The 17308-nt window shown below is 59.0% G+C and carries 17 protein-coding genes and 1 pseudogene; 1 reads left to right on the forward strand and 17 read right to left on the reverse strand.

Annotation, left to right across the window (positions count from 1 at the left end):
- Nucleotides 1-176: 176 nt before the first annotated feature.
- The 8 genes from REH34_RS07120 to ihfB all read right to left on the reverse strand — a co-directional run bounded on the left by REH34_RS07120 (nucleotide 177) and on the right by ihfB (nucleotide 7843).
- A complete protein-coding gene (locus REH34_RS07120) occupies nucleotides 177-1607 on the reverse strand; it encodes a polysaccharide pyruvyl transferase family protein (protein ID WP_311971225.1) in 1431 nt (476 codons plus the stop codon).
- Complete coding sequence (locus REH34_RS07125) at nucleotides 1604-2614, reverse strand: glycosyltransferase family 4 protein (RefSeq protein ID WP_311971226.1); 1011 nt, start codon at nucleotides 2612-2614, stop codon at nucleotides 1604-1606. The genes REH34_RS07120 and REH34_RS07125 overlap by 4 nt, the downstream gene beginning before the upstream one ends.
- On the reverse strand, nucleotides 2611-3564 hold the full coding sequence (locus REH34_RS07130) for an NAD-dependent epimerase/dehydratase family protein (protein ID WP_311971227.1): 954 nt from the start codon (nucleotides 3562-3564) through the stop codon (nucleotides 2611-2613). The genes REH34_RS07125 and REH34_RS07130 overlap by 4 nt, the downstream gene beginning before the upstream one ends.
- Entirely contained in the window at nucleotides 3561-4487 is a 927-nt protein-coding gene (locus REH34_RS07135) for a glycosyltransferase (RefSeq protein ID WP_311971228.1), read from the reverse strand. The genes REH34_RS07130 and REH34_RS07135 overlap by 4 nt, the downstream gene beginning before the upstream one ends.
- Before the next feature lie 175 nt (nucleotides 4488-4662).
- Entirely contained in the window at nucleotides 4663-6039 is a 1377-nt protein-coding gene (locus REH34_RS07140) for a phosphomannomutase (RefSeq protein ID WP_311971229.1), read from the reverse strand.
- Between the two features lie 222 nt (nucleotides 6040-6261).
- The gene (gene rfbD, locus REH34_RS07145) at nucleotides 6262-7146 is read right to left on the reverse strand and encodes a dTDP-4-dehydrorhamnose reductase (RefSeq protein WP_311971230.1); all 885 of its coding nucleotides are present in this window, start codon (nucleotides 7144-7146) and stop codon (nucleotides 6262-6264) included.
- A gap of 101 nt (nucleotides 7147-7247) precedes the next feature.
- Nucleotides 7248-7511, reverse strand: coding sequence for a lipopolysaccharide assembly protein LapA domain-containing protein (locus REH34_RS07150; protein WP_311971231.1), 264 nt, complete (start codon nucleotides 7509-7511; stop codon nucleotides 7248-7250).
- A 38-nt stretch (nucleotides 7512-7549) separates the two neighbouring features.
- Entirely contained in the window at nucleotides 7550-7843 is a 294-nt protein-coding gene (gene ihfB, locus REH34_RS07155; protein ID WP_043187734.1) for an integration host factor subunit beta, read from the reverse strand.
- Between the two features lie 422 nt (nucleotides 7844-8265).
- On the opposite strand from ihfB, the gene REH34_RS07160 reads away from it, so the two are divergent.
- Entirely contained in the window at nucleotides 8266-8511 is a 246-nt protein-coding gene (locus tag REH34_RS07160; protein ID WP_311971232.1) for a hypothetical protein, read from the forward strand.
- A gap of 10 nt (nucleotides 8512-8521) precedes the next feature.
- Here REH34_RS07160 and REH34_RS07165 read toward each other — a convergent pair whose 3' ends face one another.
- The 9 genes and pseudogenes from REH34_RS07165 to serC all read right to left on the reverse strand — a co-directional run bounded on the left by REH34_RS07165 (nucleotide 8522) and on the right by serC (nucleotide 17213).
- A complete protein-coding gene (locus tag REH34_RS07165; RefSeq protein ID WP_311971233.1) occupies nucleotides 8522-9262 on the reverse strand; it encodes a metallophosphoesterase in 741 nt (246 codons plus the stop codon).
- 102 nt (nucleotides 9263-9364) lie between these two features.
- Nucleotides 9365-9610 carry a cold shock domain-containing protein gene (locus REH34_RS07170; protein WP_409373259.1) on the reverse strand — a complete coding sequence of 82 codons (246 nt, stop codon included), beginning with the start codon at nucleotides 9608-9610 and terminating at the stop codon, nucleotides 9365-9367.
- A 128-nt stretch (nucleotides 9611-9738) separates the two neighbouring features.
- Nucleotides 9739-10044: a hypothetical protein gene (locus tag REH34_RS07175; protein ID WP_226505241.1), complete on the reverse strand. Its 306-nt coding sequence runs from the start codon at nucleotides 10042-10044 to the stop codon at nucleotides 9739-9741.
- A gap of 139 nt (nucleotides 10045-10183) precedes the next feature.
- Nucleotides 10184-11878 carry a 30S ribosomal protein S1 gene (gene rpsA / locus REH34_RS07180; protein WP_226505336.1) on the reverse strand — a complete coding sequence of 565 codons (1695 nt, stop codon included), beginning with the start codon at nucleotides 11876-11878 and terminating at the stop codon, nucleotides 10184-10186.
- A 121-nt stretch (nucleotides 11879-11999) separates the two neighbouring features.
- A complete protein-coding gene (cmk, locus tag REH34_RS07185; RefSeq protein WP_311971234.1) occupies nucleotides 12000-12689 on the reverse strand; it encodes a (d)CMP kinase in 690 nt (229 codons plus the stop codon).
- A 336-nt stretch (nucleotides 12690-13025) separates the two neighbouring features.
- Nucleotides 13026-13922, reverse strand: a pseudogene (locus REH34_RS07190) (prephenate dehydrogenase/arogenate dehydrogenase family protein); the annotation flags it as partial.
- Nucleotides 13915-15024, reverse strand: coding sequence for a histidinol-phosphate transaminase (gene hisC / locus REH34_RS07195; protein WP_311971235.1), 1110 nt, complete (start codon nucleotides 15022-15024; stop codon nucleotides 13915-13917). The pseudogene REH34_RS07190 and the gene hisC, both read right to left, overlap by 8 nt.
- A gap of 9 nt (nucleotides 15025-15033) precedes the next feature.
- On the reverse strand, nucleotides 15034-16128 hold the full coding sequence (gene pheA, locus REH34_RS07200) for a prephenate dehydratase (RefSeq protein ID WP_226505238.1): 1095 nt from the start codon (nucleotides 16126-16128) through the stop codon (nucleotides 15034-15036).
- Nucleotides 16128-17213, reverse strand: coding sequence for a 3-phosphoserine/phosphohydroxythreonine transaminase (serC, locus tag REH34_RS07205; RefSeq protein ID WP_311971236.1), 1086 nt, complete (start codon nucleotides 17211-17213; stop codon nucleotides 16128-16130). Before serC ends, pheA begins: the two co-directional genes overlap by 1 nt.
- Nucleotides 17214-17308: the final 95 nt, after the last annotated feature.

Consider the following 17308-nt stretch of genomic DNA (forward strand, 5'->3'; position numbering starts at 1 on the left):
CAGCGCCAATTCCAATTCTGGAAGCATGCAGTGGAGCTTTTCGCAATAAAACGCCCAAAAACGAAAGCTTACAAATCAGGATGATACCTACAATCGTCCTAGGACCTCCCCGTCAAGCCAGCAGAAAACCGCTGATCTTCACCACATTCGCTAAATAAAATCACACCCGCCTAGATTTACCAATGCAGTCTTCTCAGACACGCCCCGATTCGCCGCAGCGGCGCAGTAATACGCCAGCTTCGGCTTTGCTGCATGGCATTCAGTTTCACTTGGCCTCCTTCGTGCTGGGATTGCACTGTAACTAGCTCGGAAAGCACCGCTTGATAGCTTTGCCGTAACGCAGCCAACTGATCCTGCGCCTCAGCTTTTTGCTTCTCGCACTGCTCCAGATCAAATTGGAATTGACCAACCTTAGCCTTGGCAGCAGTGGCCGCCCCGCGGATACGCTCCGCTACGATGGGTCCGGGAAGCATCTTGACCTGGTGAATATCCCAAGCCAAGGTAGCAAGGGGCTCAGGAGGCACTGGCAGGTGACAGGTATCGATGAGCCACGATCTGAAATTCTCGTACAGTTCCCCATAGGCGAAATTCAAGTCACTCGGATCTGCCATCTCCGCAAGCTCACCCGGCGAAGCATTGGAAAGATTCACGCCTGGATAAAGTGGAATTTTGAAAAGCGCGCACATTTCGGCGGCCCGCACATCCGGGTTAGTGACAATCGTAGGTCGGCATCGGTTGATCGACACTATTCCGCCGTGCATCCGGGTTCCCACGGTCAGCGCCACTGAATCATCAAAAAAATCGGCCCATTCAAGTGGATTTGTATAAAATCTGACCCGATCGACTTCTAATGCTTCCAAGGTTTTTTCCGGGAGATTCGGCCACGCCGTCTCCATGAAAGCGATCGCATCAGCCTGCGGATAAGGCGCGAGGTCGATGAGCGCTCTCAACAGCTCAATTTCACTTTGAAGCACGTAGTGCACGTTGTTCAAAGTGTTAGACACGAACCAACCATTCGCGACCACCTTAGAGTCCGCAGTCACCTTCGGCGTGACTACCCACCTACCCGGTCCAGCTTCAAAGTAGGTGGGGCACCCGACCACTTGATAATTACTGGCCCCTAAAATATCCAGCACTTTTGCACTGGTCTTCCCCCGAACCCCCATAGAAACGGCACGACCGGACAAGTATCGAAAAAAATTCCGAGCCTCTTCACAAATCTCACATGCTATCTGCTCAGGGGTTTTATGGAACCCACAGCTCCCTAGACTGAACACAATGAGTGGCAGATCGATTTTTTCGAGGATGGCCTGCATCCGTGACCATTCGAGAAAATTCCATTGCCCCCCTAAATGGTCCTCCAGCACCAATAAGGCATGGGAGTAGCTTGAATTGACGTACTCAAAATCGACACTGGCTTCGCGACAGGTAAAGAAGTTCTGTATGCCGCCAGGGAACTCGCTCAACCCCAGAATTTTCGCCAAACTGGTGGTGATCAATCCATTTCCTGAATTTGTGTTCAGCCCTGAATAGAGATCATCAAAACCTTTCGGCCGATCGGACTCAAAAAAAAGGTTGTGATCAATAAAATATGGAGAAAAATTCATGCTGAATCTATGTCTCCGGCGCGCAAGCCATACGCTATGACCAAAATAGGGATGTAGGCTACCAGCAGCGCGAACCCATATTCACGGTGTGCCGTACCAACGTACGCACACACCGATAGCCACGCTAGGTTGATTCCAACCACACCCAATACCACCTTCAGATGACTGCCCGACTTCGCCGCTGCATGCTGGTACCCGTGACTCCGATGGGCCTGATACACCTTCTCTCCCCGCAGTAATCGCCGCAACAACGTCCAGGTCGCATCGCAGATGAACACTGCCATCAAAATCGCCCACACCCAAAGGTACCCCGGCACTTCATGCCCCGCCTGCAACGCCATACCGCCGATCATCAAACCGACAAAACCACTCCCCACATCGCCCATGAAGATCCGCGCCGGCGGCCAGTTCCAGCCGAGGAATCCGGCAGCCGCGCCAGCCATGCACAACGGAGCCAACAACAGTGAGCCATGCCCACCGACCAGGTAAATCACACAGGCAACACCGCACACAGAGACCGCCTGAGACCCAGCGATGCCGTCGATGCCATCCATGAAATTATATAGATTGAGCAACCACACCAGGCCTATCACACCCAGCGGCCAGCCCCAGACACCCAAGTCCCATCGTCCGCCGCCCAGCTCCAGCACCGGCAGCCCTCCCAACCAATACATCAACCAGCTGGCGGCAATGAAGTGCCCAAGCAGGCGCCAGCGGGCGGCTACATGACCGTGATCATCGAGAAACCCCAGCAGCGCCACCATCGTCCCCGCACCGAGATACCCCAGCAGCTGTGCGCCACCGAGCCAGCCGCAACCATAACCGACCAGCAGGCCAACAAACATGGCCCCAGCGATCGCCGCCCCGCCGCCCCGCGGTGTAGGCGCGGTGTGCGAGCTGCGCTCGTTCGGATGATCCATCAGATGATGAGCCAAGGCATAACGCCTGACACCGGCAGTGCCGAGCCAGGAAAGAATAGCGACGACGACAGCAAGCAACACGATCATGAAACTGAATTCCTGACGGACGGATCTACAGTAATTTTAATGCCAGCCTCAAAACTTTGCGGCGGTGACCAGCCCAGAAGACTGGCGTTCTTGCTGATATCGACCACTAGCGAGCCATATAGCCGCTCAGCCCAGCCGCGCTTGCCCACCGCCGCCGCGAGGCCACGCAGCAGTGCTTCTGGCACCCAGAACAAGCGCGGCCCGCGACCTAAACCACGTGCCAGTGCCGACAGCAATCGAGGCGTGGATACAGACTCTTCATCGCTGACCAAGAACACCTCCCCCACCGCCGCCGAATGACTGACGCACAGCGCGAGGAAGTCCACCAGATTATGCAGGCTGACAAACGAGCGACGGTTGTTGATGCCAGCCAAGGGCAAAGGCACGCCGCGGCGCAACCATTTGAGCATCTGCTGCACGTTGCCGGCCGCGCCAGGACCATAGACAAGTGTCGGACGCACGATCACCACTTCCATGGCGGTTCGCTCGGCCAAGTCCTGAAGCGCTAGCTCGGCTTCGAATTTGGACACGCCATAAGGGTCGTGAGGGGCGGGATTGTCGCTGGCGGTGAAAGGCCGATCAATAGGGGTTGCATTGCCATTGACCGCAATCGAGCTGACGAACACAAAGCGCCGCACACCCGACGCTGCGGCCGCTTCGGCGAGGCGCAGCGTGCCCTCGACATTGGCGGCGCGAAAGGCAGGCAGCGGATCACACTCGGCGTGCATCACGTGTACGCGCGCGGCGGCATGCACGATCACGTCGATGCCTTGCAGCGATGGTACTGGGGTCTTGCCCAACAGGTCGTAGACGAAATCGTCGGGGCCGGCGTCGCCGTCGCGTACACAGCGCAGTACGTCAACACCTGCTTGGCCACGCAGGTATTCGACCAGCGCACCGCCAACAAATCCGCCCGCTCCGGTTACCATGACTTTCAACGCAAGGCTCATTTGGCGCCTCCTGTGATCCAGGCAACAGCGCACAGTGCTGCAAACAGCAGTTGATCTCGTGGACGCCGCCGACATTGCCGGGCGTTGACCAGCATTCGCGCCAGTTGCCGACGATCGACGGCAGCGCCGGTGACGGGCGCAGCGGCATCGACGCCAACCAGCCGGGCGATCAGGCTGACCTGCTCGAACCACCACCCTTGGCGAATACGCTTGAGGCGGTGAAACATCGACCGCCAACTGGTGTTGGCACCAAACTCGTTATTACCGTGCTGGCGATAGAGCAACCCCGGCTGCTGGTCGATAAACCACACCCAGCCGTTCTGCCGCGCATAGGCGTAGGCCAACCAGTCGTGCAATGCCACGTTTTGCAACGCATGCCGGTGCTGACGAACGAAGCCCTGCAGGGCTTGAGCGAACGCTGGAGCGAATACATAGGAACAACCGGGGCCGGCCGCCTCGAAATGGTGATCCCAGTGCACTTGTGGCTGGGCCTTGTCGAGCAGTTGACGACGACCATCCGCCCAAAACGCAAGCACATTGCTGGAGTAGGCACTGGCGCGGTGCGCAGAGAGCTGCTCAATGGCCCGCAGCAATTTGCCGGGTAGCCAGATATCGTCCTGATCGGCGAATGCGACATGATCGAGCTCGCCCAGGCTGACATCCCGCAACAATCGGAAAAAATTGCCAGCGGCACTGCCCGATCGACCTGAGGGCAACAACGTGACGTTGGCATGCGCGGCTGCATAGGCCTCGCACCAACCCCAAGTGTTATCGAGGCTTTCATCGACACTGATATGCAGATGAACAGCAACGCGCTGTTGGGCCTGAATTGACTGTACCTGCTCATCCAGCCAGCGCTCGCCGTTACAGGCGGCCAGCAGGACAGCTACGCGCGGTGGAACCGAGGGAGCGGATGCCGTCATGAAGCGAGGACACCCGAGATCTGCAGGATGGCATGAACTATCAACGCAACACTCCGTGTACAAGGCGATGCGAGGGTGTTCAAGTGCTGCACGATCCGCCCCTGCCCCCCACTGGACGGCGTGAGGTTAGCTCGGTTCAAGTGCGATAGCCATCCTTGGCAATACCACGAAGCAATCAATGGCTCGCCGCTTTACCGCCGATCAGGCTTTCGATTTCCGCCACCTTGTCGTTCACCAGGCTTTGCTGGCCACGACTCTCGACGTTCAGGCGCAGCAACGGCTCCGTGTTGGAACCGCGCAGACTGAAGCGCCACTCCTTGAACTCCACGCTAATACCATCGGTGCGGTCCACGTGTGGGCTTTGCGGCAAATAGTGGGCGAGGATCTTCTCGATCGAACCTTTGACGTCCTCCACCTGATAGTTGATCTCGCCGCTGCATGGGAATGCTTCGATCCGCTCATCTACCAGCTGGGCCAGGGATTTACCGCTCACACTCATCAGCTCAGCCACCAGCAACCACGGAATATTGCCGCTGTCGCAGTAGGCGAAATCGCGGAAATAATGGTGAGCGCTCATCTCGCCGCCATACACGGCATCTTCCAACCGCATGCGCTCCTTGATGAAGGCATGGCCGGTCTTGCTCTGAATGGCTACACCACCGGCAGCTTCGACCTGCTCGATAGTGTTCCAGGTCAGGCGTGGGTCGTGGATGATCTTGCTGCCTGGGTGCTTTTTGAGCAGCATTTCAGCCAGCAGCCCAACCAGGTAATAGCCTTCGATAAAACGGCCAGTGCCGTCGAAGAAGAAGCAACGGTCGAAGTCGCCATCCCAGGCGATCCCCAGGTCAGCACCGTGCTCGAGCAGCGCGCTGCGAGTCAGTTCGCGGTTTTCCGGCAACAGCGGGTTGGGCACGCCATTGGGGAAATTGCCGTCCGGCTCCCCGTTGATGACGATGATGTCCAGTGGCAGCTTTTTCTTCAGCAGTTCGATGGTTGGGCCGACGGCGCCGTTGCCGGGGTCAGCCAGGACCTTCAAAGGCTTGAGGGTCTTGACGTCGATATAGGTCAGCAGGTGATCGATGTAGGCGGTTTTGTCGAAGGCTTCGATGACTTTGCCCGCAGTAGCGGTTTTGTCGGCAAAGTCCCCGGCTTCGACGCGCGTGCGAATGGCTTCCAGGCCCGTGTCGCCGCTGATGGGCTTGGAGTGCTCGCGCACCAGCTTCATACCGTTATAGCCCTTAGGGTTATGACTGGCAGTGATCATGATGCCGCCATCGGCCTTGAGGTGGCTGGTGCCGAAATACACTTCTTCGGTACCGCACAGGCCAAGGTCGAGCACATCGGCGCCCGCCTCGGTCAGGCCCTTTATCAAAGCCGCTGCGAGGCCCGGACTCTCCAGGCGCATGTCGCGCCCTACCACGTAGGTCTTGCCGTGCAGTTCGGAAACCAGCGCGCGGCCAATCCGGTAGGCAATGTCGTCGTTGAGATCGGCCGGGACTTGACCGCGGATGTCGTAGGCCTTGAAGCAACGGGTCTGGATAGGAGAATGCATAGCGTTCACTCGCTCTGTTGGCCGAAAATACGGGTTGGAGGTCCCTCGATGAAGGGCGCTGACAATAGCTGATGCAGGTAGCCTGTCAGATCGACATGACGATCCCGGTTGTGCAGCACCAGCGATATGACAGCGAAAAACGGGATCGGTGCTCGGCCCAGTCGAGAAAAAATCTCGAATACTCGTCACCTCCTCCCATTCATATGCCGAATACGTTGCCCACTAGGACAGCTCGGCGAGCATGCGTTCGACACCGCCCTGCCACTGCGGTAGATGCAAGCCGAATGCCTGCTGCAGCTTTTGATTGCTCAGACGTGAATTCAGCGGTCGGGCGGCTGGTGTAGGGTAGGCGCTGGTGGGTATAGGGGTAACGGTGGCTGTCTTCAAGGGCTTGCCCTGCGCGCGAGCGAAATCCAGGACGAACTGCGCATAGGCATGCCAGCTGGTTTCACCGCTGGGGACCAAGTGGTAAAGGCCGCTTAGTGCCGGCTGCCGCAGCGTGGCAGTGATCGCATGGGCGGTGACGTCGGCCAGAAGCTCAGCGCTGGTCGGGGCGCCATGCTGGTCGGCGATCACGTTCAAGGTGTCGCGTTCGGCAGCTAATCGCAGCATGGTCTTGGCGAAGTTGCTACCCCGGGCGCCATAGACCCAACTGGTGCGCAAAATCAAATGCTGGCAGCCGCTGGCAAGTATCGCCTGCTCCCCGGCAAGCTTGGTCTGGCCATAGTAATTGACCGGGGAAGCCACCGCGCTTTCTGCCCATGGGTCGACACCGCGACCGTCGAAGACGTAGTCCGTGGAGTAATGGACCAGCAGCGCGCCCGAGCGCTGCGCCTCTTGTGCCATGACTTGCGGGGCAAGGCCATTGATGAGCATTGCCGTATCACGATCGGTTTCAGCTTTGTCGACCGCGGTGTAGGCCGCAGCGTTGACGATTACATCAGGCTTGAGGGTTTGCAGAGTGTGCCGCAAGCCGTCACGATCAGCCAGGTTGCCGCAGTAATCCGTGCTGTGGCGATCAAGGGATACCAGTTCGCCCAAAGGCGTGAGGGAACGCTGCAGCTCCCAACCGACTTGGCCATTTTTGCCTAAAAGAAGAATTTTCATGCGGCCCGACTGTACTTCATCCGGTTATGGGAAACCTGCAACCAGGCGCTTTGGAGCACTGGATTGCAAGCTGCTGGATGAAAGAATACAGGAATAGGCGATCAGGGCGTTGCCACACGCTGGCGTTTGAGTTCACGCCGAAATTTACGCTTGCTGCGATGGGCCACATAAGTACCGAGCAGCGGGCCGATGATCAGGCCCAGAAGGAACGCCAATATGACGAGTACCGACACTGGCAACTGCGGACCAGCCCAGCCAAGGAAGGCCAAAGCTACCGCCTGCTGGTTCTCCAGCACGAATAGAAGTGTCACTGCGACGACGGCCAGCACGATCAGTACCAGCAGTAGTTTTCTTACATTGCGCATATTGCTCTCCTCAGTATTGAAGCCTGAAGAGGCAGCGCTTAGGCGAGCTCTTCATCCTCATTGACGCGATCGCGGAGCTCCTTGCCCGGCTTGAAATGCGGAACGAATTTGCCATCGAGGCTGACCGATTGGCCAGTCTTGGGGTTACGCCCCACTCGCGGCGCGCGGTAGTGCAGCGAGAAGCTGCCGAAGCCGCGAATCTCGATCCGGTCACCGGTGGCCAGGCACTGGGACATCTGTTCAAGCATGGTCTTGATGGCCAGCTCCACATCCTTGGATGAGAGTAGACCTTGATGGGTGACAATACGTTCGATCAGTTCCGACTTCGTCATATTTTTCCCTTCTGTATCAAGCAGCTAGATAACCGCTGTGAAGGTTTTAGCATGACCCGACGGATTTGAACAGCCTGAGTCTTGACTTCTGTGGAAAAGTTTTAGTGGCCCAGAGTTTTTTTGCAGGAATATGGCAGGTAGGGGGGCGTTTTATGGCGGATGCACTATGGCAGGGCTGCGCAGTGCACGGTTTTGGTGGGTTTATCAACGACCTGGAGCGAAGAGCTTGGCCGCAAAAAATTTCTTCCGGGACATTTGCAAGGCCTCAAATATCATTCCGAGGCGAGCCGCCTCGCTACAAGGGCAACACCGCACCCTGGCCAATCAGCACACCACGTGTATCTACCGGGGTACCAAATGGGGAGGATCGGGCCGCGCGGAGTTTGTAGGATTGTGCCGATCTGAGGTCTTGGGAATACGCAATGTACTGGTTGATCGCTTTGGGCTGTTTTGGGGCGGCGGTGGCGTCGCAGTTCAATCTCACACGCAGTGCGACGTTGGCGAAGGCGAGCAGGTTTCGGGCGCTGGGCGTATCGGATGATCGGGCTCGGCAGTTCTATCAGGATACCGCGCTGGCGGCCTTCAAGCAGCGTTGGCCGGCCATGTTGCTGCATGGCAGCCTGCTCTCTTTATTCAGTCTGTCGGTGTGCTGGTTCGTCCTGAACTGAGCACCACCCGTCAGGCCGCGCCGTATTCGAGGGTGATCACTTTGCCGGTGGCGACTTCGATCGCGCTGAGATGGCCGTCTGGCCACGAGCAACCGGTGTCGAGATACACCACGTTGCCCAGACGGGTGGGGGATGGGACGCTGGTATGACCGACGTAGACAGTATCGACACCGGTGATCGGGGTCTTGTCGCGGTTGTTGATGCGGTTGCGCGAGTAGAGTACCTGGCGCTGGGTCAGTTGCTGGACGTCGCCGCCCTGCTCGCCTGCCAGGTTCATGAGGATTTCTTCCCAGTGATGCTGGCCCGGCAGCAATGGCGGCTCGGCATGGACGACACCGAAGCGGCCGCGGGCCGTTTCCACATCGAGGGCGAAGGGCAACTGCTGCAGGCGCAGGGCGATGGCCTGGCGCAACTCGGTCTCGGCATCGTGGTACCAGGCACCGCCGTTGTTGCGGTGTTTTTCCACGGAGCCGGTGCCCAGGTCGTGGTCGAGGATCATTTGTTCGTGGTTGCCACGTACCGAATAAAACCAGGCGTGCTCGAGCCATTGCAGCACCTGATGAGACGCCGGGCCGCGGTCGACCAGGTCGCCGACTGCCAATAAACGGTCGGCGTCGGTATCGAAATCGACTGTACGCATAAAGGCTTCGAGCAGTTCAAAGTGACCGTGCACATCGCCCACGACGAAGTCGCGGCCAAGGGTGTTGGGCGCCAAGCGCAAGCAGGTGGCAGGGGCAGTACAAGGGGTCATAATGCGGCCGCTTTACTCGAGTGGAAGGTGGTCGTGCACGCAGCGAGGCGTCTGGGTGGCGGAATTCAGTCACATCGACGTCGCACCCTGCCTTGCATGCATTCAGCTTGCCAACACTTGCACTTTGCACGCTTGCGGACCGTTAGGCCCAGCTTCGATCTCGAAGGCGACCCGCTGGCCTTCCCTGAGCGTCTTGTAGCCGTCGCCCTGGATGGCCTGGACATGCACGAAGATGTCCACGCCGCCATCCTGCTGGATGAAGCCGTAGCCGGTCTCGGCGCGAAACCATTTGACGATGCCCGTGGTTTTCATCCTGCTGCCCCCGGAACGCTCTAGTACGAGGTTCATCAAAGACAACAGGAGTGGGACCGTCAATGGTGGCACTGACTGGCGGTCGAGTGCGGGCTTGCGCGTACAGCGGCGAAGCCTTCGAAGACTTCGCCAAGCCCGCTCTCACATTGGAATTAGGGACACTATTACGTATCGGTTGGGACTTTGCAGGCGATGACCATCGTGCGGCTATAACGACCCGGGCTGAAACCCATAAAACTGTCGCCCTCTTCTTCCTTGACGTCCGTGGTCTTGGACATTGTTTTATAGCCATGAGTGCAGACACTCTGCGCCTTGGTGTAACAGGACTCCCAATCCGTCGTCATGCCAGAGCAATTGACGACAAAGCCCCGGACGTTACCCACCGAATGAGCCTTGACCGATGCAGTGCTGCATCCTGAAAGCACAGCGAACGCCGTCAAACCGATGAGCATGGGAACTGCAGTCTTCATGTTGCTGCCTTATACCGAATACACAAATTCTTAGTGAGCCATCATGAGTTTACCTAGAAGAGCTTCTCATTAACGGTGTAAAAAATTTGCGAAAAAAAGGGCGACCGAAGTCGCCCCTTTTTGAATGGTAAATCAGAACTTAGTTCTGTTTTTCCATTTGAGCACGCAGCAGGTCACCCAGAGTGGTTGGGCCTGCAGCGATATCCGAAGCAGCTGGCTTGTCGCGCAGGCTCTGGATTGCTTCTTTCTCGTCTTCAACGTCTTTCGACTTGACCGACAGCTGGATCACGCGCGACTTGCGGTCTACGGAGATGATCTTGGCTTCTACTTCTTCGCCTTCTTTCAGAACGTTACGCGCGTCTTCAACGCGGTCACGGCTGATTTCAGAAGCTTTCAGAGTAGCTTCGACGTCTTCGGCCAGGGTGATGATAGCGCCCTTGGCGTCAACTTCTTTAACGATACCTTTGACGATAGCGCCTTTGTCATTGACAGCAACGTAGTTGGAGAACAGGTCGTCTTCCAGTTGCTTGATACCCAGGGAGATACGCTCACGCTCTGGATCTACCGACAGGATGACGGTGTCAAGCTCGTCGCCCTTCTTGAAGCGACGTACGGCTTCTTCGCCCACTTCGGTCCAGGAAATGTCGGACAGGTGAACCAGACCGTCGATGCCGCCGTCCAGACCAATGAAGATACCGAAATCGGTGATCGACTTGATGGTGCCGGAGATCTTGTCGCCCTTGTTGAACTGGCCAGAGAAGTCTTCCCATGGGTTCGACTTGCACTGCTTGATGCCCAGGGAGATACGACGACGCTCTTCGTCGATGTCCAGAACCATGACTTCCACTTCGTCGCCGACTTGTACGACTTTCGAAGGGTGGATGTTCTTGTTGGTCCAGTCCATTTCGGAAACGTGTACCAGGCCTTCAACGCCTTCTTCCAGCTCAGCGAAGCAGCCGTAGTCGGTCAGGTTGGTAACACGGGCCATTACGCGAGTGCTTTCTGGGTAACGGGCTTTGATAGCGACCCATGGATCTTCGCCCAGTTGCTTCAGGCCCAGGGAGACGCGGTTACGCTCGCGATCGTATTTCAGAACCTTGACATCGATCTCGTCGCCAACGTTGACGATTTCCGATGGGTGCTTGATACGCTTCCAGGCCATGTCGGTGATGTGCAGCAGGCCATCGACGCCACCCAGATCGACGAATGCGCCGTAATCGGTGAGGTTCTTGACGATACCTTTGACTTGCTGACCTTCCTGCAGGGATTCCAGCAGAGCTTCGCGCTCGGCGGAGTTCTCGGCTTCCAGGACACTGCGACGAGAAACGACAACGTTGTTGCGCTTCTGGTCGAGTTTGATGACCTTGAATTCGAGCTCTTTACCTTCCAGGTGGGTGGTGTCGCGCACTGGGCGGACATCAACCAGGGAACCAGGCAGGAACGCACGGATGCCGTTAACGTCGACAGTGAAGCCGCCTTTAACCTTACCGTTGATAACGCCCTTGACCACTTCCTCAGCGGCGAAAGCTGCTTCCAGAACAATCCAGCACTCGGCGCGCTTGGCTTTTTCACGGGACAGTTTGGTTTCGCCAAAGCCATCTTCGACTGCGTCCAGCGCCACGTGAACTTCGTCACCGACGTTGATGGTCAGTTCGCCAGCGTCGTTGTGGAACTGTTCCAGCGGGATCAGACCTTCGGACTTCAGACCAGCGTGGACGGTTACCCAGCCAGCTTGGTAGTCGATGTCGACGATGATCGCGGTGATGATCGCGCCAGCCTGAAGATTCAGTGTCTTTAGGCTTTCTTCAAAGAGTTCTGCAAAGCTTTCGCTCATTTTAATTCCTGGTAGATGTGGGCGAAGGAGACGCCCATCTGCCACGTTCCAGCCAACGTGGGTTTCGTTCAAGTAAAAGAAAGCCTGCAGGACTCGACTGGTCTCCCGCACGCTTTCTTGGTCATCCGGCGATATCGCGGAGTGCGATTTCACTCAAGATGCGTTCCAGCACCTGATCGATGGATAATTCCGTGGAATCCAGCTGTATGGCATCGGCCGCCGGTTTGAGCGGGGCCACTGCGCGCTGGGTGTCTCGCTCATCGCGAGCACGTATCTCATCTAGCAGACTCGACAGACTAACATCATCGCCCTTGGCCTTCAACTGCAAGTAACGTCGACGGGCACGCTCCTCGGCACTGGCGGTGAGAAATATTTTCAGCGGTGAGTCAGGGAACACCACGGTGCCCATGTCGCGACCATCGGCGACCAGACCCGGCGCCTCCTGAAAAGCGCGCTGGCGCTGCAGCAGGGCTTCGCGTACCGCCGGCAGCGCGGCAACTGCGGAAGCACCCGCGGCGACTGCTTCGTTGCGAATCGCCTGGCTGACGTCATCGCCTTCAAGGATGATCGTTTGCGCCTTGCCACCGGTCGCGGCAATGAACTGCACGTCCAGATGAGCGGCCAGCAGCTTCAACGAGGCTTCGTTGCTCAAGTCGACACCGTGGTTGCCGGCGGCGAACGCCAGCAGCCGATACAGTGCGCCGCTGTCGAGCAGGTTCCAGCCCAGGCGCTTGGCCAGCAGGCCGGCAATGGTGCCTTTGCCAGAGCCGCTCGGGCCGTCGATGGTGATGACTGGTGCTTGAAAGTTCACACGTATTCCTCGTGAGCCACACGGATTTCGACCTGGCCGTTGAGTGCCAGGAAACTCGAAATTGGAGACGATCCGTGGGCTTGTTTCTGAAAAGTGAAAGGTCGCGCCCAGAAGAGACTCCAGGCACCCACCCAAACAGCACGCGACATGATAATGCTCAAAGGTGACAACTGACAGTGCTGTGCAGGATTGCCGCGATATATGGAGCGTTGGTTCCGGCCTTTTCGCGGGCAAGCCTTGCTCCCACAGTGCTAACCAAAGTTGAGTAGTACACCTGTGGGAGCACAGCTTGCTGGCGAAGGGGCCAGCACCGTCGAATCACTTCCCCGGCGCTGGCGCCCGCTGCGCCAGGATGCGGCCAAAGTGCTCGCGCGCCGCCTGGGCACGGGTGAACACGTCCAGCAATTGCTTGCCATCGCCCGCTTCCACCGCTGTGCGCAAGGTATCCAGATCGCCGCGATAGATATCCAGGGCGCGCAACACGGCATCCCGGTTGGCCAAGAAGATGTCATGCCACATCACCGGATCACTCCCGGCAATCCGCGTGAAATCGCGAAAACCACCCGCAGCATAGCGAAAGATTTCCAGGCTTTCGTCGCGCTTGGCCATGGAATCGACCATGTTGAAAGCCAGCAGGTGAGGCAAATGACTGGTGGCGGCCAGCACTTCGTCGTGACGCTGGACCGCCATGTGCTCGACATCGGCACCCAGTTCACGCCACAGCCGATCCACCAGGTATAGCGCGCTGGGGTCGGTCTCTTCGAGCGGCGTGAGGATCACCTTGTAGCGCTGAAACATCTCGCCATTGGACGCCTCTACCCCGCTCTGCTCGGAGCCGGCAATCGGATGGCCGGGCACGAAGCGCGCCATCCGCTGGCGACCGAACACATCCCGCGCGGCACGCACCACGTTGCCCTTGGCACTGCCGACGTCGGTGATCACCGCGTCGCCCAGCTCCAACCGCGACAGCCTGGCCAGGACCTTTTCCATCGCCAGAATCGGCACCGCGAGCTGGATCACGTCGGCGCCGACACAGGCTGCGGCCAAGTCGGCCTCGCAGCGATCAGTCACGCCCAGCTCCACGGCGCGCTCACGGGAATGGGCATCCAGATCGACACCCACCACCTCACCACACAGACCACGAGCCTTGAGGCCCTTGGCAAACGAACCACCGATCAGCCCCAGACCGACCACCACCAAGCGACCGATCAGCGGTTTTTGCTGTTCAACCACGACCCAAGACCTTGCCCAGCGCTTCGAGGAAACGGCTGTTTTCAGCCGCCGTACCCACGGTTACCCGCAGATGCCGGGGCATGCCGTAGTTGGCGACCGGGCGCACGATCACACCTTCGCGCAGCAACGCCTGATTGATCGGCGCCGCGTCCTGGCCCATGTCGACGGCCAGGAAATTGCCCTTGGACGGGATCCAGCCCAGCCCCAGCGCGAGCAGACCGTCCTGCAACTGCAGCAGGCCAGCGTTGTTGAGCGAGCGGCTATGGGCCAGGTAATCGACATCGTCCAGCGCCGCACAGGCCGCCGCCAGCGCCAGGCTGTTGACGTTGAACGGCTGGCGTATACGGTTGAGCACATCGGCAATCACGGCCGACGAAATCCCGTAGCCGACCCGAAGCGCCGCCAGGCCATAGGCCTTGGAGAAGGTGCGCGACACCAGCAGGTTGTCGTGGGCCGTCAGGTAATCCAGGCCGTCCGGCAGTTCGCTGCCGGAGGCGTACTCGATATAGGCCTCGTCCAGCACCACCAGGACGTGCGCCGGCACCGCAGCAAGGAAGTCGCTCAGCGCCTGCGGGCCGAACCAGGTGCCGGTCGGGTTATTGGGGTTGGCGATGAACACCACGCGGGTGTTGGCATCGATAGCCGCCAGCATCGCTGGCAGGTCATGCCCCCACTCCTTGGCCGGGACCACGCGAGCCTCGGCGCCGACGGCCTGAGTGACGATCGGATACACCGCGAAGGCGTGCTGGCTGAACACTGCGTTGACGCCCGGTGCCAGGTAGGCACGGGCCACCAGCTCGAGAATATCGTTGGAACCGTTGCCCAGCGTGACCTGGTCGATCCCCACCTTGGCGCGCTCGGCCAATTTGACCTTGAGGTTGTAACCGTTGCCGTCAGGGTAGCGGGTCAGCTCGGCGAGTTCCGCGGCGATGGCCGCCAGCGCCTTGGGGCTGGCACCCAGCGGATTCTCGTTACTGGCCAACTTGACGATCTTGGCGGGGTCGAGGTTCAGCTCGCGTGCCAGTTCGTCCACCGGCTTGCCAGGGATGTAGGGCGAGAGCTGCTGCACGCTGGATTGCGCCAGGGCAAGGAAATCAGTCATGTCGGGGCCTCAGAGCACAGCTTTGGGGTAGGAGCCCAGCACTTTCAGCGCCACGGCTTCCTGACGTATACGTTCGAGCACGCCTTTGATCAACGGATCGCGGTGATGACCGACGAAATCGATGAAGAACACATAGGTCCACTTGCCGCTGCGCGAGGGCCGCGTTTCGATGCGAGTGAGGTCAATGTTGTTCTCGTGGAACGGCACCAGCAACTCGTGCAGCGCGCCCGGCTTGTTACTCATGGAGACGATGATCGAGGTCTTGTCGTCGCCAGTGGGCGGTACTTCCTGGTTGCCGATGATCAGGAACCGGGTCGAGTTGTCGGGGCGGTCTTCGATCTTTTCTGCCAGGCGCTGCAGGTCGTAGAGGCTGGCCGCCATGTCACCGGCGATCGCTGCCGAATTCCACTCGCTCTTGACCCGCTTGGCCGCTTCGGCATTGCTGGCCACGGCGATGCGCTCGACGTTGGGATAATGTGCGTCCAGCCACTTGCGGCACTGGGCCAGCGACTGGGCGTGGGAATAGATGCGGCTGATGTTGGCGGACTTGGTGTTTTCGCCGATCAGCAAGTGATGGTGAATACGCAGTTCGACTTCGCCGCAGATGACCATGTCGTGTTCGAGAAAACTGTCGAGGGTGTGGTTGACTGCACCCTCGGTGGAGTTTTCTACAGGCACGACGCCAAAGTTGACCGAGCCGGCCACCACTTCGCGGAACACTTCGTCGATGGCGGCCATAGGCGCGCTGATGACGGCGTGGCCGAAGTGCTTCATGGCCGCAGCCTGGGTGAAGGTCCCCTCCGGGCCCAGATAGGCAACCCTGAGCGGGTTCTCCAGCGCCAGGCACGAGGACATCACTTCGCGGAACAAGCGGGCCATTTCCTCATTGCTGAGGGGCCCCTTGTTGCGCTCCATGACGCGCTTGAGCACCTGCGCCTCACGCTCCGGACGATAGAACACCGGCACTTCGCCTTCCTTGAGTGCGGCCATTTTCACGCGGGCGACTTCTTCGGCGCAGCGTGCGCGATCGCTGATCAGCTCGATGATTTTCTCGTCGAGGCTGTCGATGCGCACGCGCAGTGCCTGGAGTTCGTGTTCGGACATCAGGCGTGTTCCTTCTCGAACTCGGCCATGTAGGCGATCAGCGCTTCAACCGCATCCAGGCCCAGGGCATTGTAGATAGAGGCGCGCATGCCGCCGACCGAGCGGTGGCCACGCAGGTTGAGCAGACGGCGCTCGTCGGCACCGGCCAGGAAGGCCTTGTCGAGGCGCTCGTCCGCCAAGCGGAACGGCACGTTCATCCACGAGCGGACGTTGATGGCGATCGGGTTGCTGTAGAACGCGCTCTTGTCGATGAAGCCGTAGAGCAGGTCTTTTTTCGCCCTGTTGCGTTTTTCCATGGCGTCGACGCCGCCCTGCTCCTTGAGCCACTCGAACACCAGGCCCGAGAGGTACCAGGAGTAGCTGGCCGGGGTGTTGTACATCGAGCCGTTGTCGGCGGCGACCTTGTAGTTGAGCATGGTCGGGCAGACACTGCGGGCCTTGCCGAGCAGGTCTTCGCGGATGATCACCACCACCAGGCCGCTGGGGCCGATGTTCTTTTGCGCACCGGCGTAGATCATGCCGAACTGCGAGACATCGACAGGGCGCGAGAGGATGTCCGAGGACATGTCCACGACCAGCGGGACGTCGCCGGTCTGCGGAACCCAGTCGAATTCCAGGCCGCCGATGGTTTCGTTCGAGGCGTAATGAATGTAGGCCGCGCCGGGAGTGAGGTTCCACTCATTCTGGCCGGGGATGTTCAGGTAGTCGTAGGGCTTGGCGCTGGCGGCGACGTTGATGTTGCCGTAGCGACGCCCCTCTTCGATGGCCTTTTTCGACCAGATGCCGGTCTCGATGTAGTCGGCGGTGCCGTTTTCGGGCAGCAGGTTGAGCGGGATCTCCGCGAACTGCTGGCTGGCGCCGCCTTGCAGAAACAGCACCTTGTAGTTGTTGGGCACGGACAGCAGGTCACGCAGGTCCTGCTCGGCCTTCTCGGCGATGGCCACGTACTCGTCGCTGCGGTGGCTCATTTCCATGACCGACAAGCCCTTGCCATGCCAGTCGAGCATCTCGCCCTGGGCGCGGCGCAGTACGGCTTCAGGAAGCGCAGCTGGGCCTGCGCAGAAGTTAAAGGCTCGATTGCTCACGTCTGGTTCTCGCTTTGGCCTGAGAAAATTTGAGAGTGTTGCACAAGGCTTGGGGACCCCTTCGCGGGCAAGCCTTGCTCCTACAGGTGTGTGCC

Origin of the sequence: Pseudomonas baltica, assembly GCF_031880315.1 — a bacterium.
GTDB lineage: Bacteria > Pseudomonadota > Gammaproteobacteria > Pseudomonadales > Pseudomonadaceae > Aquipseudomonas.

Bases quoted from the DNA above. Each gene is read 5' to 3' on its own strand.
- REH34_RS07120 (WP_311971225.1), bottom strand. From the start codon at position 1,607: ATGAATTTTTCTCCATATTTTATTGATCACAACCTTTTTTTTGAGTCC.
- REH34_RS07125 (WP_311971226.1), bottom strand. From the start codon at position 2,614: ATGATCGTGTTGCTTGCTGTCGTCGTCGCTATTCTTTCCTGGCTCGGC.
- REH34_RS07130 (WP_311971227.1), bottom strand. From the start codon at position 3,564: ATGAGCCTTGCGTTGAAAGTCATGGTAACCGGAGCGGGCGGATTTGTT.
- REH34_RS07135 (WP_311971228.1), bottom strand. From the start codon at position 4,487: ATGACGGCATCCGCTCCCTCGGTTCCACCGCGCGTAGCTGTCCTGCTG.
- REH34_RS07140 (WP_311971229.1), bottom strand. From the start codon at position 6,039: ATGCATTCTCCTATCCAGACCCGTTGCTTCAAGGCCTACGACATCCGC.
- rfbD (WP_311971230.1), bottom strand. From the start codon at position 7,146: ATGAAAATTCTTCTTTTAGGCAAAAATGGCCAAGTCGGTTGGGAGCTG.
- REH34_RS07150 (WP_311971231.1), bottom strand. From the start codon at position 7,511: ATGCGCAATGTAAGAAAACTACTGCTGGTACTGATCGTGCTGGCCGTC.
- ihfB (WP_043187734.1), bottom strand. From the start codon at position 7,843: ATGACGAAGTCGGAACTGATCGAACGTATTGTCACCCATCAAGGTCTA.
- REH34_RS07160 (WP_311971232.1), top strand. From the start codon at position 8,266: ATGTACTGGTTGATCGCTTTGGGCTGTTTTGGGGCGGCGGTGGCGTCG.
- REH34_RS07165 (WP_311971233.1), bottom strand. From the start codon at position 9,262: ATGACCCCTTGTACTGCCCCTGCCACCTGCTTGCGCTTGGCGCCCAAC.
- REH34_RS07170 (WP_409373259.1), bottom strand. From the start codon at position 9,610: ATGAACCTCGTACTAGAGCGTTCCGGGGGCAGCAGGATGAAAACCACG.
- REH34_RS07175 (WP_226505241.1), bottom strand. From the start codon at position 10,044: ATGAAGACTGCAGTTCCCATGCTCATCGGTTTGACGGCGTTCGCTGTG.
- rpsA (WP_226505336.1), bottom strand. From the start codon at position 11,878: ATGAGCGAAAGCTTTGCAGAACTCTTTGAAGAAAGCCTAAAGACACTG.
- hisC (WP_311971235.1), bottom strand. From the start codon at position 15,024: ATGACTGATTTCCTTGCCCTGGCGCAATCCAGCGTGCAGCAGCTCTCG.
- pheA (WP_226505238.1), bottom strand. From the start codon at position 16,128: ATGTCCGAACACGAACTCCAGGCACTGCGCGTGCGCATCGACAGCCTC.